Genomic DNA, 18670 nt, shown 5'->3' on the forward strand with positions numbered 1-18670 from the left:
AGTTACACCGTGACAGCCTATGGAATTGAGGTAATCCCTAAAGCAAATGTTTTAGGTTCTTGATGGTGAAGTAGGAATTAAACATCAAACCCACATTGAGTAGGTTTGAGTAGGTTTTAAATAACGGTTTTATAATCATCAAACCGAAGTTGGACTGTGGCATACCTATATTTTGCCGCAAGAAACCCTACAGATTCAAATTAGCCAGCAAAACTCTGTGCGCCAATATTTAGCTTTAGAATTAGCGGCAAATATGTTTATTCCCTATGCAATATTTTTACCCTTTGCCCTTTTGGCTTTGGGTTGGCTGATTCGTCATAATTTTCAACCACTAAATAACTTTAAAAGCGAATTGGCACGTCGTAAAGCGCAGGATCTCAGCCCGATTCACATGTTGGATTATCCTGTCGAGCTTGCACCCACGATTCAGGAAATGAATCAGTTATTTACGCGAATTTCTGCCGCACAGCAGGAACAGCGCCAGTTCGTTGCCGATGCTGCACATGAATTACGTACCCCACTCACTGCACTCAATTTACAAGTACAAATTTTATTGCAGCAATTTCCACATAGTGATGCCCTCAATAATTTAAGCCAAGGGGTTTTGCGTTTACAGCATTTAGTCAATCAGTTATTAAGCTTAGCCAAGCAAGATGCCTCAGATAGTCTAATTGAAAACGATCAAACCCTATCTTTAAATCAAATGACCATTGCCTGTGTGGAACAACTTATTCAATTGGCATTGCAAAAAGATATTGATTTAGGTGTCGAACAACGCCAAGAGTTGAATATTCATGGGCAAAGTTCTGCTTTGCATTCCATTATTTATAATTTAATTGATAATGCGATTAAATATACCCCCAAACAAGGCGTGATCAATGTGACTATTTTTCAGCAAGAACAACATGCAATTTTGCAAATTGAAGACAGTGGTGCAGGCATTGACCCCGCACTATTCAATCAAATTCGACAGCGTTTTTACCGTATTCACAACCATGCAGAAATTGGCAGCGGTTTAGGTTTATCTATTGTAGATAAAGCCACCCAACGCTTAGGTGCAAGTTTAGAGTTTTCTAAAAGTGCCAGTTTAGGTGGTTTATGTGTGCAGGTTAAATTTCCGATGCGTTAAGATCGGGTTTTAATTTAGATTTTGATTGTGGCAATTTATGCGCCAAGAACGCATAAGCGACTACGTTCAAACACCAAGTAATCCAGCCTGTCCAAAGATTATGACTAAAAAAATGTGCCCCGCGCATCATTTGCGCCCAGCCCATCCCCATGCCTAAAATGCAAGCCGCAATCAAGAAAAAATAAGCACGTTTAGGTTGAGCAGCCCGATAAACAAAATATCCTACCAATAAAGCAAAACCACTTGAGGCATGCCCCCCTGGAAAACAATGCCCTGCCGTTGCACTTAAATCCCGCCGAACACCATGCGCTGTGGCAATGCTCATATCCCACGGGCAAGCATGTGCCGACTGTGATTTAAGTATTGCAATCACACTGGTCGAAATCACCACCATCCAAAAGAAATAGCCAAACTCCCAACGACGAGCACGTAATTTTTGAAATTTGAAAGACAGCAACCAAGCCAGCAAATAGCTCAGATATACTGCAATCAGGATATATTTGACATACCGATGATTTAATACAGCCAATGCCCAGTCTTGTCGAAGTGGAAATTCTGCATGAGCATCCACAAAGGGTTGAATGAGGTATAAATCTAGCCTGCCTGCAACGCTAAAGAAATTGAGCAATATCAGCAAACTCAGAAGGAGTAAAATTGCTTGAAGAAGTAAAAATTTTGAATGCTGATGCCGCATGAGGAATACTCAACTCACTATCTATTTTAAAGTCTGTTTTATGCTTGTTTTTTAAGGAATTAAGCAGAAATCAGGCATGCACCCCAAGTCAATGCGATAATTGCCAAAGCAACAAATTGCGCTGCACTGCCCATATCTTTGGCATTTTTAGACAAGGGATGTTGCTCAATTGAAACACGATCGACCACAGCTTCAATGGCTGAATTAATCAGTTCGACAATGATGGCAAGTAAACACACCACTATCATGATCACTTGTTCGACACGACTAACAGGCATGAAAAAACTGAGTGGAATCAGCAGTGAATTAATCAGAATGATTTGCCGAAATGCCGCTTCATTTTGAAAGGCGGCTTTAAACCCTGCCAAAGAATAGCTTGTGGCATTCAAAATCCTTTGTAAACCAGAAGTGCCTTTGTAAGGAGAGCGTGGAAGCATAGTGAATCTGATTTGAAATAAATCCGATGTTAAGTCACTTAGCTTAAAATTGGCTTAAATATAACCTTTTGAGACTATTAAATTAAATCTGTGTAATATGTAACATTATGAATGCCTATTGAATAATAAGACTCCATCTAAAGTAAGCTGTAAATACCATCAATTTCTTATTGTTGAATCTAAGGTTGTATCAATTGCTCGGCTTCAACTTGCTTAATATCAAAATCAGGACTTTCTTTGGCTTGAATAATTTGCACAGGAATAAAGCGCACTTGAACCACACTTGGTTTTCCACGTGGGTCTTGTGCTAATTTTTGATTCAATGCAGAAATCTGTTGAGGTTTTGGCGCTATATCTCCACGCAAGACTACGCGAATTAAAGTCATCTCTTTACGCCGATCAAACTGCACCGTATCAATCAAATTATTATGTTGATTAAATTGACTTTCAATCAAGCTTTCTACCTGATGTTCATACATCTGTTTATTTAACATCATCATAAAGTTAAAGCTTAAATAGATACCCAGCGCAAAAAGTACTAAAAGACTCACGATATTTCTTTTAATAAATTCAATTACTGTGCTATTTACTTCTTCATCTGAACCGCGTCTAAAACCTGCTGCCCATAACACCAGTGAAGAACTAATTTGAATAGCAACAATATTGGTCAGTGCCAACAGCAGAGCATTTGCTGCATGTTTCCATTCCAGATGCGCAATTAATATGCCACTTGCAACCAGCGGCGGTACCAAAGCAGTCGCAACTGCAACGCCAACAACAGCCACAGACAGACGTGGTGAAACGGCTGCAAATGCCCCTGCTGCACCACCCGCAAGTGCAATCATTAAATCCATAATGGTAGGCTGAGTTCTAGACAGAATTTCATGGGTGATAGGTAAGTTAATATTGATAAGACCTAAAATGATGCCAATACTGACAATCATCGACACACCTAAAACTAAGGTTTTAAATGCTGTTTTAAAAAACAACCATCGATTATCAATAAATGCTAAAGCCATACCTGAAATAGGGCCTAGCATCATCGCAACCAGCATTGCACCAATCACCACTGCGGCTGAATTTGACAATAAACCATAGCCCGCAATAATCGCTGCCAAAGCATTCATTATAAAAAAGGTTTTGCTTGGTAAGGCATCCGCTTGAATGTTCAACCGTACTTGTTTATGATCAATTTTTTTAGAATTTTCGCGCTCCGCCTGTTTGTATTTCAGCTTTTCTTTCAAAAGTTCATATTTTTCTTGTTCAGGACTGTCTTCAACCACTATCGTTGGATCTTGATCTTTTTCCAAAGCATACCTCCGTGTCAGCTAAAGAAGAATCTTTCCAAATCCTCATACGGCCGTAGACTTTGTGCAATTACGCCCATCATGTTTAGCTTCATACAATTTATTATCTGCAAGTTTCAGTACATCAGAAACATCTTCTGCATCTCGAGGCCAAAAAGCGATGCCAACAGAGATGGTGATTTGACCCATCTGATTAATCGTAGTTTCCTGCATGGTTTTTCTAAGCCGCTCTGCAGCTTTATACACCACATTTGCATCTGCAGTCGTCATTAAAACTAGAAATTCTTCACCGCCACTACGACAGCAAACATCCTGTTCCCTAAAATTAGTTAGCATTATTTGCGCGAGCGTTTTAAGTACCACATCACCTTGATCATGCCCATACTGATCATTAATTTGCTTAAAAAAATCTATATCAATGGCTAATACTGCAAATTCGGTACGAGTCTCTAGCAGTTCATTTAAAAATAATTGCATACCACGACGGTTATATAAACCTGTTAATGGGTCCGTATTGACACGATGTTTTAACTCCGCAATCCGATCACTAAAGGTTTCCGAACTCATTAATAATGAGGTTCTAAACTTTAAAACCTCGAAATACCACGGATCAACTTCTTTAATTTTATTTTCAATGTCCGCATGATTGAGCATACTTGCCATACGTGCCAAGCGGTTCAAAGGTGAAGAAATAAAGCTTGAGATATACCAAATCAATAAAAAAATAAAAAAGTAAAAAATGAAGATTCCAATCGATACTTTAAAAATCAGCGTATTAGCTTGTGCAAGTAAATCATCTGTGGGCTGCTGAGAAACTACAATCCAATTTACACTTGGAATATGTGCAAAACCCGCCAAATTATCTATACCTAAACTATTCTTTAAACGAATTGATCCCTTTGTATTCTTATTAATATAATCCAAACCTGTATTATTGATAATTTTTTCACCAATTCGCTTTTTATCTGGATGAAAAATAATACGATTATGTTGATCAATCACATACATATAACTTTTTTTATAATCATACTGAGTATTGAGCATGGTATTAATCAAGTTCTGCTCCTGTAAATAAATCGTACCACTGATTAAGCCTAAATATTGATGTGTTTTATTATAAATAGGTTGTGACATCATGACGATTAAATTATTACTTATAGACCAATAGGGAGATGAAATATAAGTTTTCTTTTTTTCAATAGATCCATCAATACCAATGGTACTATAAGCCTGATTAAAATTAAGTTTTAATGTATTAGGTGCATAAGCTAAAATATGTTTATTCTGCTCTACCAATAAAACACTATTAAAATTATTCGATTGATTTTTTAAGCGTTTTACTTCTTCTTTTCTAACTTGTGTATTATAAAATTTTTTTTCTAATAAACGTGCACTATAATCCAACTCTTGCAGCATATCTGAAAAATGTTGATTGGCACTGGTGGCAATTTTTTCTGCATATTTTTCATTGATCGAAAGTGAATTTTGAATTAATTGTTGTTTAATTACATAATTTAAAATAAAAATACTTACGACAAATAAGCCTGATACACTTAAAATTGTGGAAATTAAAATAAGTTTACGCAGATCCAATCCAAGTCGTAGTAAAAAATGTTTCAACAGTTCCTACCCCAAAAATTCAAAAACTGTGACAATTGCCAACTTTAACACATAATTTTACAACTCAATCACATAATTTTAAAGCAATATAGTTGAATTTTTGATGTTCAATTCAACAAATTGGATAATTCGCTTGTTGCTGACCACAAACTAAATCAGAAATATATCCTCTAAATACAATTTCTACCACACACTTCCTAAGAATGCACCGACTAATAACAAATAAAGACAACTTGAATTTTTTCGTTCTTATTTTTTGCTGAAAACCTTGTCTATTCGATAAATTTTTAGGGTCAATTACTCATAAAATTACAAAAAATAAATATTTATTCCATGCTTTAAATTTATCCTATCCACCTAATAAATAAATTGTTTTCTCTTATGTTTAAGACACTTTTCACTATAAGCAGTTGCTCACTTTTAACAGCATGTATTGTAGTTGACGGAACAGCATCGGGGCAGATTCCCAATATCGTCATTCAACCTCAAATTCCAGCAAGTACACCTGTAGAACGTCCTGCACAACAAACCATTTATATGCCAACACCTATGCCTTATCCTGCACAAACATGGCAACAAAAAGTCAAAATTAAAACCTATGATGGTCGCTGCGTAGATTTTAGTCGCAGTAATCAACGTTCCATTCAGACTTCACATTGTCATGATGGTACCAATCAGCATTTTATTTTCCATCCTGATCAAAGCATTACCGTGCAAGGTAAATGTCTAGATGTAGCAGGAAAACAGAAACATGATGGTGCTGAAGTAATTGCTTATACCTGTAATGGACAAAGTAACCAAAAATGGTATCTCGATGGTCAGCGTATTCGTAGTGCAGATACAGGCAAATGTTTAGATATTTATAATGGAAAAATGAAAATGTATAGCTGCAATCAAAATCGTGGGCAGAAATTTAGTTTTATTGCCTTATAAAAAAGAATCACTAATTCCCTCAGCCTAGCCTGCTCTTTTGAAGATGAGGGAATTAGCGAATGATAATTTAAAAAATTATAAAAATTTTACTTTAAATACGATTAATTAAGGATGCTGACTAAACAAATCAAAAATCACTTTTCTTAACCACTGATGACTGGTTTGGTGATGACAAGACGTATGCCAATATTGTCGTACAGGATAGGTTGGAAAATTCAAAGGCGCACTCACTACTTGTAAATTCCCGCGTGCCAATAACACCTCACTTAAATAATAAGGCACTGTCGCAATCATATCGGTTTCTTGCACAATTAAACCGACCCCTAAATAACTTGGGATACTCATTAGAATATTACGTCTTAAACCACGATTGCTTAATTCATTTTCAATATGGTAGTGACCTATACTGGTATCTACATCGACATGCGATTCACGAATATAAGCTTCAACATCTAAACTTTTTTCACAAATACGTGGATGATCTTTACGACTAATCACCACATAATATTGTAAAAATAATTGCTGCTGATAAAAACCCTGCTCTAACTCAGGTAAAAAACCAATCGCAAAATCAATTTCACCATTTGCCATTTGATAACTGGTTTCACGGGTAATAGGACGAATTTTAATCCGCACTGAAGGTGCATATTTTTTTAAAAACTTGGTCAGTTTTGGCAATAAAACCAAATGCGAAACATCGGTCATTGCCAAGGTAAATAATTGATCGGAATGTGTCGGATCAAAATCGACTTTAAAATTATTGACCGTTTCAATTTTATTAATAATTTCACTAATCGGTGAAAAAATCTGTTTCGCCAACTCTGTAGGCAACATTTCATTGCCAACCCTTAAAAATAATGGGTCATTAAAATGCTGACGAATTTTATTTAAACAGTTACTAACCGCAGGCTGACTCATGCCCAATGCATCTGCTGCTGCAGACACATTTTTTAATTTATATACATAGTAAAAAATCTGTAGCAGTTTGCTATCTAACTTAAACATATCCATCTTTCCTTAGAATCAGTTTCACTGCTCAGTTTTCATCCTTATTTAACGCCAAGCTTTTAATTTAGAGCTATGCCCAATGCCCACATTAAAACAATTGGTCGGATCCAATTTTTGATAATGCTGCTTTAAGGCAGGCTTCGCCACATATAAATGCCCAACATTATGCTCTGCAGGATACTCTGCCCCACGTGCATCAAGCAATGACCACATTTGATGTTCCATCGCCAACGGGTCTACGCCTTTTTTAATAATATAGTCCTGATGAAAGACATGACATAAAAAATGACCATAATACAACTTATGTATAATCGCCTGCTCCAACTCTTCGGGCAAGGTTTCAACCCATTGCTGATCATTACGTCTTAACGCAATATCTAAAGCAACAATGTCTTCCACTTCATTTCGATGTGTATCACGATAACGAATTGCAGCACCTGCCACTGCAAAGCGATGCAGAAAAGCCTTGCGGCCTTCATCTTCATTACATAGAAAAAAACTGCCGGAATTGCGCGTGATAAAATAATCCATTAAAAACTGCTGTACTGCCGCAACATCTTGCTGCTCAATGCGCAAAATTAAATGATGTTCATACAAATCACGAAATTGGTTCATGCGTTCTGGTAAATGATTTGGCAGTAGTTTCGTGAACATTTGCAAAACTTTATCCGACAATCCACGCATGCCCCAACGGGTTAGAAAACCATCAACTTTATCTTTCATGGCAAAAGCTGCAGGTACTTTACTGGTGCCAAACTTCTCGATAAACAAGAAGCTGTCTTTGCCATATTCTGCACCAATGTCATAGGCATCTCGATGAATATACTCGCCAGCAATCGGTACACGCGGCAAATCACGTAATAAAAAACGGCGAATCGCGGTTAAATCATCCTGCTGATTGCTGCCGATATAAAACACCTGACTCGGAATTTTCTCAAATGTATCCAAACGCACTGCAAACACACAGACTTTACCTGCCGAACCCGAAGCTTCAAACAAACGGCTCGGGTCGGCATTAAACCGTGCAGGCGTATCGGCATCGACTTGGGCAACATCATGCACGTAACGCTGATCTGAAGCACAACAATGTTCCGAATATTCAATATCTTCAGGGCGATATTGTTGTTGCTCAAGTTTGGTTAAAATTTCTTCTGGCGAGTTCCCTAAATTCACCCCCAAATGATTGATGAGTTGCAACTCGCCCAGTGCATCGACTTGTGCATATAAGGCCAACTCAGTATAGGCAGGACCACGTCTGACCAATGCACCACCTGAATTATTACATACCCCGCCCAACACTGAAGCGCCAATACAAGATGAACCAATGACTGAGTGTGGCTCACGCTGATGCGGCGCCAATTGCTGTTCCAAAGCATCCAATGTTGCACCAGGCAAGCAAATCACTTGCTTGGCATCGTTGATGAGCTGAATACCTTTTAAACGTTGGGTGTTGATCAAAATTACAGGACGATCATAGTCATCACCAAAAGGGGTAGAACCACCCGTGAGTCCAGTATTGGCGGCTTGCATAATAATAATGCAATCTGCTGCCACAGCCACTTGTAACACTTGCCACTGCTGCAATAAAGAACCTGGCGTGACCACCGCAAAAACCTGTCCTTCGCCAAAACGTCGCCCTTGACGATATAAACGAGTATCTGATTCATGGGTCAATACATGCGCTTTTCCCACAATATCGACCAAGTTTTTGAGGGTTGCTGCAGCATCAAATTGTGTTGCAGAAGAAATTGTCTGTGGCATAGTGTACAAGTCCTGAAACAAGGTGAAAAATACAATTAAGCGATTCAGCCAAATGCATCGGTTGATGGATTGATCGCTCCTGTTGGCAATTTAGCCTTTCAGTTCACGCTCAAGTTGTACCAAGCAATCTGAGTTAATCGCTTGAATGTTTTTAGCACCCGTTAAGGTCATTGCGACTCGCATTTCTTTATCAATCAATTCGAGTAAATTACTCACACCCGCCCCACCTGCTGCACCTAGTGCATAAATAAAGGCACGTCCGAGCATACAAGTATCCGCACCCATCGCCAACATGCGCACCACATCTAGGCCATTACGAATACCTGAATCCACTAGAATTTTTAGATCTCCTTTTACTGCATCGGCTATTGGCGGTAAAGCACGTGCAGTCGAGAGCACACCATCTAACTGACGACCACCGTGATTGGACACCACAATTCCATCAGCCCCAAAACGAACAGCATCCTTAGCATCTTCTGGGTCTAAAATGCCTTTAATGACCATTGGGCCATCCCAGAATTCACGAATCCACTCCAAGTCTTTCCATGAAATAGATGGGTCAAAGTTATTGCCTAACCAGCCAATATAATCTTCAAGTCCTGTTGGTTTGCCTAAGTATTTAGAGATATTGCCCAAGTCATGCGGACGACCCAGTAAGCCAACATCCCATGCCCAGTTTGGATGCATCACTGCCTGCATATAGCGGCGCATAGCAGCATTTGGACCACTCATGCCCGAATGTGCATCCCGATAACGTGCGCCAGGCACAGGCATATCTACTGTAAAGACCAAAGTTGAACAGCCTGCTGCTTTAGCACGTTCCAAAGCATTACGCATAAAACCACGGTCACGCAATACATATAATTGAAACCACATTGGCCGTGAAATGGCAGGCACCACTTCTTCAATTGGGCATACCGACACGGTAGATAAAGTAAACGGAATGCCTTTTTTGTCAGCTGCAACTGCAGCCTGCACTTCACCACGGCGCGCATACATGCCCGTTAAACCCACAGGTGCCAAAGCCACAGGCATTGACAAGGTTTCATTAAATAAGGTGGTTTCTAAACTCAAAGCCGACATGTCATTCAAAACACGTTGGCGCAAGGCAATCTGTGAAAGGTCTTCCACATTTCTTTTCAGCGTTTGTTCCGCGTAGGCACCTCCATCAATATAGTGAAATAAAAATGGCGGTAAACGGCGTTTGGCTGCTTCGCGGTAATCATTCGCAGAAGAAATAATCATGGCGCTATCCTGTTTAATCGACTCGCACGCTGACGACGCGCATCTTCCTCGTCTATCATGCGTACTTGTTGAACTACAAATTCAATATGTCCACACACTGCCGAACGGGCAGCTTCTGGATCCTGGCGTTCAATTGCATCCATCACTTGAAAGTGTTGATCGTGCAACTGATCGAAACGGTGGGCTTCGGTATAGACTTTGCGTCTGCCCAAAACTACGTTGTATTGCAACAAATCAAATAAGCCACGCATCATTTGAATGAGCACCAAATTGTGCGATGCTTCGGCAATTGCCAAATGAAACTTGGCATCGGCAATTGCTGCCTGATCGTCATCACCTAAAATTTGAAAATGGGCGATTTGCTCATAACAGGCACGGATGTTTTTCAAATCCTCAGCAGTTGCCCGCTGTGCGGCATACCATGCCGTACCACCTTCAAGCACCATTCGAGCTTCCTGCACATCAAAACGATAAGCAGGGTCTTCATCAATCAGGTTACTTAAAGGCTGCACAATTTGATATTGCGACCAATTGGTGGGTAGCTGTTGCAAAAAAGTACCCGCTCCAACTTTGCTGACCAGCATGCCCTGACTGGTCAATTGCTGAATAGCTTCACGCAAAGAGGAACGGGAAACCCCGAGTTGTTCACATAACTTTCTTTCGGCAGGCAATCGGTCTCCGACTTGCATCTGATTTTTTTCAACCAGTGTGCGCAGGTCTTGTACAACTTTGTCGGAAACTTTCATGCGGCTATCCTCTTGTGCATGTGGTTATGGAATCATCCATGGGAACACATAAGCTTGTAGAGTGATAATAATACCGATCATTACGGTGAACGTGATACTGTGTTTCACGGTAAAGCGGAATAAATCCGATTCTTTACCGACTAAACCAACAGCCGCACAGGCAATTGCAATAGATTGCGGTGAAATCATTTTGCCTGTTACTCCACCACTGGTATTGGCAGCAACCAACAAGACTTCTGGTACACCAATTTGCTGTGCAGTTGTTGCTTGCAAGGCAGCAAATAAGGCATTGGCTGATGTATCTGAACCTGTCAAGAACACTCCAATCCAACCTAAAAATGGCGAGAAGAATGTGAAAGCATTGCCTGTGTGTGACAAAGCCAATGCCAAAGTCGCAGACATGCCTGAATAATTGGCAATAAAAGCAAAAGCCAACACCATCCCAATCGAATAAATTGGTGTTTTTAACTCATTGATGGTTTCTGCAAAAGTTTTAACAGCTTCGCGCGGTTTCATTTTTAAGTAAATGATGGTGATGACAGCCGCAATCATAATTGCAGTCCCTGTTGCACTCAGCCAATCGAACTTAAAGATTGCATCGTAGTCTTTAACTTCAGCAACCACAGGCGGCATTTTTTGCACCAATTGATGTAAAAATGGCACTTTGATGGAAATTACCCAGTCATGCATTGCCCCATCTTTTGCAAATAAATCTTTGAACGGTTTAATACTCCAAATGGTGACCATCACCGTTAACACTGCAAAAGGTGACCATGCTTTAACAATCTGCCCGATGCTGTATTTTTGCTGTTGTTCTGCAACTAAGTTGGCATCCACTTTGGTGTCTGCATCGCTAAAACGGAAAATGTGTTTTGGCTGCCAGAATTTAAATAAGACCGTTAAACTAATCAAAGAGGCAATTGCGGCTGTAATGTCAGGTAACTCAGGTCCAACAAAGTTAGAGGTCAAGTATTGTGCAATCGCAAAAGCACCACCACCCACCAACACTGCAGGCCAAGTTTCTTTCACACCGCGCCAGCCATCCATAATTGCCATAATCCAGAACAGCACAATAGGCACCATAAATGGCAACTGACGCCCAACCATCTGGCTAATTTCCATGGTTTCTACACCCGAAACCTGACCCGCCACAATAATTGGAATCCCCATTGCGCCAAACGCAACAGGTGCGGTGTTCACAATCAAACATAAACCCGCAGCGTATAAAGGTTTAAAACCCAAACCCACCAACAAAGCAGCAGTAATTGCCACTGGCGCCCCAAAGCCCGCTGCACCTTCTAAAAATGTGCCAAACGCGAAGCCCACTAGTAGCATCTGGAGACGCTGATCTTCTGTAATTGACAGAATAGATGAGCGAATAATGTTAAACTGCCCTGTTTTTACAGAGATTTTATATAAAAATAATGCGCCAATAATAATCCATGCGATTGGCCATAAACCGTAGAAAAAGCCATAGATCAATGAAGCAAAAGCCATTGGTGCAGGCATGCCATAGGCAAATAACGACACTAATAACGCCAAAATAACCGTAATTGTTCCCGCAACACTTCCTTTTAAGCGAAATACAGCCAATGCCAGAAAGAAAAAGATAATCGGGATTAATGCAATAAGACTCGAAATCCAAATATTTGCCATTGGATCATAGATCTGTTGCCAATGTTGAAGCATTGTCATCTCCTTGAAATGCTCACTCAAACGTAAACATAGGTCTAAGCATAGAGGTAAAATTCTAATTTTGGTCTGACCGATATTGAGGTTAAAATCAGAATTTCCTCAATATAAGGTACAAATGATAGTTTTAGACAAGAAAAAGTCAAGATTGGTCTGATTTTTTATTTTGAATGGTCATACCAATTTTACTGAAGGTATGTCTTTATATACAGCATAAAAAATATGCCAAAGAAATATTTAAACTTTGTTTTTTCTGCAGTTTTTAAAAGGAAGGAAAAACCAAATTTATTCGGCACAGCCTTATACAACTTTCGTCTAATACAGTAAAATACGTGTGCTTTCTTCTAAGATGAATTGAACGCTTGATCAAAGGAATCATGGATAAATTCAGCTCAAGTGGCCGCTATTCGGCTTAAAAACATGTGGATTAAAAGAATTTTTTAGACAAAAAAATAACGCCATTATTGACTGCAACAATGGCGTCATCGTGTATTTATAACAGCAACTCACACCTTACTGTGGCTTAACCTGTCACCACGCTCAGGCGCTTTAAACGCGAAATATGCAAATCAATTTGCCCTGCAATTTCAGGTAAAATTTGCTTTAAAAACTGGCTATAGTTCATTGCATCTTCTGCTCTTAATACGCCTGCTTGTACCAATTGTTCCTGCTGTAGCAACATACTTTGTACACGGTTTAAATCAGGCTTTTGCCCTTGGCTTAAACCTGTACTAATTTGCTTAAAGCCTAAATACAACTGATCACGTTGCTGGATTAATTGCTGCATTTCAACTGCAGATACCGCAGCACGCTCTAGCATAGCGTTTGTTTCCAGTACATTTTCAGATTCATCTGAATATAGACTTTGCGTTGTTTCTATCTCTGTGGAAGCCGTGTTCGGTTTCACCCACACTGTTTCCGAAACAGTCTTATTCGGTGGTTGAAACACATACACCACGGTAAACAACACCGCGACCGCCAAAACAAAAAAGCCAATACCGAGCCATCGAGTCCCATTCATGTGCATGCTCCATAAGCAAACCATCCTAAAATGCGCTCAATTCAAATACCGTCTTGAGCGCCTTAGCATGCTTTGCCTGTTATGATCGGCTTAAAAATTACGGCGTCGACCAATCGCTTGGTGCATAACCCAAACGCACTCGCTGTGGGTGATTCCCCACTGGCACACTGCGGACTTTTTCTCCCGTAGCAAAGTCAATCACCGTTACCACATCGGTTTCACTTTCTGAAATCACACAGCTTTTTCCATCTGGGCTACGGGTTGCCCAATATGGTTTACCTGCAGGAATCAGTTTGCCTGCTTTTAAACTCTGACGGTCTACAATGGTCGCGTAATCATCCATCGTGCCTGCCACACAGAGTTTTTCGCCATCTGCGCTGATGGATAAACCATGATGACGTGAATCATTTACCCATTTGCTGCGGTCTTTTGGAATTGTACTGCTGCCCGGTAATTGTCCAATACGCGTGACTTTATCGGTTTTTAAGTCGTATTCCACCAAACCATTAAAAAATGAAACCTGCGCATAAAGTTTGCTTTCATCTTTACTTAGCACCATAGGACGCACTGAGTTGGATAAATCTTTACGTCCAAAGGCATCTAACGCAGGTCGGAAATCAATTTTTTTCAGAACTTTATAATTGTTGGCATCGGCAATGGTAATAAAGCGCTTACCTTTGGTAAAATCTTGCCACTGTGCATCCATCGAAGTTTCTACGTTACCAATCGCAGAGTTTAAGATTTTCGTTCCACCTGCAAAGTAAATATTTTCGTGCGGCTTATCCCCTGTTGCAAAACGCCCCAATTCTTTACCTGTATGAATATCTAAAACATGCACCACATTACCTGACGATGCCGACACAGCAACACGTTGTCCATCTGGTGAAACCGCCATGTGGTCTGCGCGGAAACCTTCGACTGGCGTACGCCAATTAATTTTGCCCGTTTTAATGTTGATGGATACCACATCGGCAAAACTTGGACGTGAAGCCACAATCGACTGTCCATCTGGCGTGGAATACATATCATCCACCAACTGGTCATTGCCCTCACCTGCAGTTTGTTGAATGTAAGTGTAGGCAATCAATTTCACTGGATTTAAATGAATTTCTAATAAACGCTCTTTGCGGTCAGGAATCATATTGACCACACCCACTTTGCCAAAGTCTTGTGAAGGGTGAATCACCGTCACTGTGCCATCCCAGTTATTGCCGACAAAAAAGACTTGTTGGGTATTCGGTGGCTGCGGTAAATAGGTCGAATCTGCATAACTTTGTGCGCTGACACAACTTCCTAAAGCCAGCACGCCTTGAAGTAGATGTTTAAACACCCTGTTGGAATAACTCATGTTCTTGTTCTCCCTGAACAGCAAAATGAAAGTGTTGTTTTTGTTTTGGCTTGTGTTTTTACATATTTGTTGTTTTTAACTGAAGCCTGCCTAATCCATCTTGAAGCGATCTTGAAGATTGTTGGCGTGGCATTGATTGGGCAATAGCATAAGAGTTTTTGTAATTTTGCGTCTAGGGTTCGAGCTAGACTATCCGATAGCAGGTCAAGTTTCAGATAAACAGAAATACAGCATCACATCCTGTTAAAATGCCAAGTATGATAAAAGCTTGTTTTTGTCGATGAAATGACAGTAATCCCATACCCATTCAAGCATTTAAACTCAAGAATATAAGGATGTGCCGAGATGCAGTTGTTGGAACTTAAAAGCTTGCGTAAACAGCTTCGACAACAGCGCAGAGCGGTCACGCGCACCCAACAGCAACACGCACAGCAAGCTGTTTTGCAGCGGCTAATACGACTGCCAAAATTTCAGTACGCAAAAAAAGTAGGTATGTATTTACATGCTTTTGGTGAAATTCATACACACCGCATCATTGAATATTGCTTCGCGCATAGCAAACAAGTGTATTTGCCCATGATTTGCAATATGAATCAACACTTGGTGTGGGTACAAATCACCCCACAACAATATCGTCAGCGTCGCTTTGCCCATCATCGTTTGGGGATGCAAGAACCAAGAACAAGTCGCGGAAAACACATCTCCCATTTAGATTTAGTCTTGATGCCCTTATTGGCTTGCGATACGCATGGCACCCGCATTGGAATGGGCGGTGGTTATTATGACCGCACTTTAGCCTCTGCCCCGCAGCATCCTTATCGCTTAGGGATTGCACATGATTTTCAGCTAATTCATACACGCTTGCCACGTGAAAATTGGGATCAACCTGTAGATGCCTTACTAACTCCACAACATTTTTTACAGTTTAAACGCACCTTGAAACGCTAAATTGATCATTTTGACTGAATAGATCAATTTAAAATCACATATTTAGCTACTTTTTAAACAATTTGTGTTGACCTGCCCTTGTATTTTAAAAAATACCCATCACTATTAAAAACATGGCAACACCGTTGTCACTCATTAGGAGTGCCCATGTCTGAAATTATTATGAATCAAGAAACCTTAGAGCCTCAGGTTCCAAGTGTATTACCGCTTTTAGCGCTACGTGATGTGGTGGTTTATCCACACATGCAAATCGCGCTATTTGTAGGTCGTGAAAAATCGATCAATGCAGTTGATGTGGCTCGTAACAGTGACAATCTAGTATTTGTAGTTGCGCAAAAAGATTCGCTTACAGAAGAAATTGATCACGACAATTTATATCAATACGGTACTGTCGCGAAGATTGTGCAAGTTGTGAATCACGAAAATGATGAAAACTGTATCAAAGTTCTGATTGAAGGCTTATACCGCGCCAAACTCGAAAAAATTATTGATGAAGACGCGTATTTGACTGCAGAACACAGCTTGAGCCCAATGACTGTTGCGATGGATGAAAATACCCAAGCAACACGTTTGCAAGAATTACGTGCCTTATTTGCGCAATATGCAGAAGCAAAATTACGCAATGCACGTGAACTGATTGCTGCTGCCAATAAAATTGAAGATTTATTGCAGTTGTTGTTCTTTGTTGCAACCCGTGTGCCATTGAATATTGATGTCAAACAAAAATTCCTTGAGCACGATGAGTTTGAAGCTCACTTGACCGAGTTAATGACTTATTTATTGCAACAGTCTGAAGAACAGCAGATTGAGCAAACCTTGCATGACTCTGTTAAACGCCAGATGGAAAAAAATCAGCGTGAATACTTCTTGAATGAGAAGATGAAAGTCATTCAACGCGAACTGTCCGATATGAACGGCGGTGCGGAAGATGATGTCGCTGAAATTGAAAAACGTCTGGCCGAAGCAGACTTGCCAGAACATGTCCGCAAAAAAGCAGAAGCTGAGTTCCGTAAGCTAAAAGCCATGCAACCTGCATCTAGCGAAGCGGCTGTGGTACGTAACTATCTGGAAGTAATTTTAGATACGCCATGGAACAAAGCCAGCAAAGTCAGCATTAACTTGGCGAAAGCACAAGAAATTTTAGATGCCGACCATTACGGTTTAGATGAAGTCAAAGACCGTATTGTGGAATACCTTGCTGTGCAGTCGCGCGTGAAAAAACTCAAAGGTCCAATTCTGTGCTTAGTCGGTCCTCCGGGTGTAGGTAAAACCTCACTGGGTGAATCGGTTGCAAAAGCCACTGGACGTGAGTTCGTGCGCATGGCGCTAGGCGGCGTACGTGATGAAGCGGAAATTCGCGGTCACCGCCGTACCTATATTGGTGCGATGCCGGGTAAAATTGTGCAGTCATTGACTAAAGTTGGTGTGAAGAACCCACTGTTCTTGCTCGATGAAATTGACAAAATGGCACAGGATTACCGTGGCGACCCTGCATCTGCTTTGTTAGAAGTACTTGATCCATCACAAAACAACAAGTTTAATGATCACTATTTAGATCTAGACTTAGACTTGTCTGAAGTGATGTTCATTTGTACTGCCAACAGCATGAATATTCCAGAAGCTCTGTTAGATCGTATGGAAGTAATTCGTCTACCGGGTTATACCGAAGATGAAAAAGTGAATATTGCAGAACGCTATCTTGTCCCTAAAGCCATCAAAAATAATGGCTTGCGTGCTAAAGAATTGACGGTTCATGAAGAAGCGATTCGTGACATTGTGCAGCGCTATACACGTGAAGCAGGTGTGCGTAGTCTGGAACGTGAAGTGTCAAAAATTGCCCGTAAGGTGGTGAAAGAAGCAGTCAGCAAAAAAGCCAAAAACCTACAGGTAGATGTGACTTCACAAAACTTGCCTGACTACCTTGGTCCACACAAATTTGACTATGGTATGGCAGAAGAAGAAGCCGAAGTGGGTCGTGTAAATGGCTTGGCTTGGACTTCAGTGGGTGGTGAATTACTCACCATTGAAGTGGCAACCATGAAAGGCAAAGGTAATTTCATCACCACAGGTTCATTGGGTGATGTGATGCAAGAGTCAATCAAAGCCGCGATGACCGTTGTGCGTACCCGTGCCGACAGTTTAGGCATTGAAGCCAATGTATTTGCCGAAACCGATGTACACGTACACTTGCCAGAAGGTGCAACACCTAAAGATGGTCCATCTGCAGGTTTGGCATTGACTACGGCATTGGTATCTGCATTTACAGATATTCCAATTCGTCCTGATATTGCCATGACAGGCGAAACCAGCTTACGTGGTCGTGCAATGCGCATTGGTGGCTTGAAAGAGAAACTTCTTGCGGCACATCGTGGTGGTATCAAACTGGTATTTATCCCACAGGAAAACGTGCGTGACTTGTCTGAAATTCCAGACAATGTCAAAGAAGGTTTGGAAATCAAGGCTGTGAAAAGCATTGATGAAATCTTGCCTTTGGCACTGACCAGTATGCCTAAGCCTTTAACCAAGGCACCGATTGTGAAGCCAGTAGCAGCAGGCAAAGCCGCACGTCATTAAGCAAGTTACTCTGCTTTAAGCATAGAACATCTCAAAAGAGCACTTCGGTGCTCTTTTGTCGTATTTAGATTCTGGATTTAAAATAATTGAATAATTTTTTAATTATTTTTAAAATGGATAGTCTGTTTTTAATTCAATTTCCTTGAAAAATAGGCAAACCATCCACATATATAAATTTAAGATACATCGCGCTGTATGTTTCTTGTT

Annotated in this window: 14 protein-coding genes and 1 pseudogene; 4 read left to right on the forward strand and 11 right to left on the reverse strand. The window is 40.4% G+C overall.

What is annotated here, in order from left to right; translation table 11 throughout:
• Window positions 1-127: 127 nt before the first annotated feature.
• Window positions 128-1129, forward strand: a pseudogene (locus FTT78_RS11780) (ATP-binding protein); the annotation flags it as partial.
• On the opposite strand, the gene FTT78_RS11785 reads toward FTT78_RS11780, so the two are convergent.
• The 4 genes from FTT78_RS11785 to FTT78_RS11800 all read right to left on the reverse strand — a co-directional run bounded on the left by FTT78_RS11785 (window position 1110) and on the right by FTT78_RS11800 (window position 5187).
• Window positions 1110-1823, reverse strand: coding sequence for a phosphatase PAP2 family protein (locus FTT78_RS11785; protein WP_180044375.1), 714 nt, complete (start codon window positions 1821-1823; stop codon window positions 1110-1112). The pseudogene FTT78_RS11780 and the gene FTT78_RS11785 sit on opposite strands and share 20 nt — an antisense overlap.
• Before the next feature lie 59 nt (window positions 1824-1882).
• Entirely contained in the window at window positions 1883-2260 is a 378-nt protein-coding gene (locus FTT78_RS11790) for a diacylglycerol kinase (RefSeq protein ID WP_179988910.1), read from the reverse strand.
• Between the two features lie 179 nt (window positions 2261-2439).
• On the reverse strand, window positions 2440-3570 hold the full coding sequence (locus FTT78_RS11795; protein WP_004970544.1) for a TIGR00341 family protein: 1131 nt from the start codon (window positions 3568-3570) through the stop codon (window positions 2440-2442).
• Window positions 3571-3612: 42 nt separating this feature from the next.
• Window positions 3613-5187, reverse strand: a complete 1575-nt coding sequence (locus tag FTT78_RS11800; RefSeq protein WP_180009250.1) for a sensor domain-containing diguanylate cyclase — start codon at window positions 5185-5187, stop codon at window positions 3613-3615.
• 381 nt (window positions 5188-5568) lie between these two features.
• Between FTT78_RS11800 and FTT78_RS11805 the strand changes: the two genes are divergently transcribed.
• Entirely contained in the window at window positions 5569-6120 is a 552-nt protein-coding gene (locus FTT78_RS11805; protein WP_019837853.1) for a ricin-type beta-trefoil lectin domain protein, read from the forward strand.
• 105 nt (window positions 6121-6225) lie between these two features.
• Here FTT78_RS11805 and FTT78_RS11810 read toward each other — a convergent pair whose 3' ends face one another.
• The 7 genes from FTT78_RS11810 to FTT78_RS11840 all read right to left on the reverse strand — a co-directional run bounded on the left by FTT78_RS11810 (window position 6226) and on the right by FTT78_RS11840 (window position 14941).
• The gene (locus tag FTT78_RS11810) at window positions 6226-7125 is read right to left on the reverse strand and encodes a LysR family transcriptional regulator (protein ID WP_004970549.1); all 900 of its coding nucleotides are present in this window, start codon (window positions 7123-7125) and stop codon (window positions 6226-6228) included.
• 48 nt (window positions 7126-7173) lie between these two features.
• On the reverse strand, window positions 7174-8889 hold the full coding sequence (gene dld, locus FTT78_RS11815) for a D-lactate dehydrogenase (RefSeq protein WP_035311162.1): 1716 nt from the start codon (window positions 8887-8889) through the stop codon (window positions 7174-7176).
• Window positions 8890-8979: 90 nt separating this feature from the next.
• Entirely contained in the window at window positions 8980-10134 is a 1155-nt protein-coding gene (gene lldD, locus FTT78_RS11820; protein WP_016659249.1) for an FMN-dependent L-lactate dehydrogenase LldD, read from the reverse strand.
• On the reverse strand, window positions 10131-10880 hold the full coding sequence (gene lldR, locus FTT78_RS11825) for a transcriptional regulator LldR (RefSeq protein ID WP_004970689.1): 750 nt from the start codon (window positions 10878-10880) through the stop codon (window positions 10131-10133). The genes lldD and lldR overlap by 4 nt, the downstream gene beginning before the upstream one ends.
• Window positions 10881-10904: 24 nt before the next feature.
• Entirely contained in the window at window positions 10905-12575 is a 1671-nt protein-coding gene (gene lldP / locus FTT78_RS11830; RefSeq protein WP_179996066.1) for an L-lactate permease, read from the reverse strand.
• Window positions 12576-13095: 520 nt separating this feature from the next.
• Window positions 13096-13593, reverse strand: a complete 498-nt coding sequence (locus FTT78_RS11835) for a hypothetical protein (protein ID WP_180044377.1) — start codon at window positions 13591-13593, stop codon at window positions 13096-13098.
• A gap of 97 nt (window positions 13594-13690) precedes the next feature.
• A complete protein-coding gene (locus FTT78_RS11840) occupies window positions 13691-14941 on the reverse strand; it encodes a YncE family protein (protein WP_104852313.1) in 1251 nt (416 codons plus the stop codon).
• Window positions 14942-15292: 351 nt separating this feature from the next.
• Between FTT78_RS11840 and FTT78_RS11845 the strand changes: the two genes are divergently transcribed.
• A complete protein-coding gene (locus tag FTT78_RS11845; RefSeq protein ID WP_180044394.1) occupies window positions 15293-15889 on the forward strand; it encodes a 5-formyltetrahydrofolate cyclo-ligase in 597 nt (198 codons plus the stop codon).
• A gap of 147 nt (window positions 15890-16036) precedes the next feature.
• Window positions 16037-18463: an endopeptidase La gene (gene lon / locus FTT78_RS11850; protein ID WP_131260796.1), complete on the forward strand. Its 2427-nt coding sequence runs from the start codon at window positions 16037-16039 to the stop codon at window positions 18461-18463.
• The last annotated feature ends 207 nt before the right edge of the window (window positions 18464-18670 follow it).

It is taken from the genome of Acinetobacter sp. YH01011 (genome assembly GCF_013420785.1).
Classification (GTDB): Bacteria; Pseudomonadota; Gammaproteobacteria; order Pseudomonadales; family Moraxellaceae; genus Acinetobacter; species Acinetobacter towneri.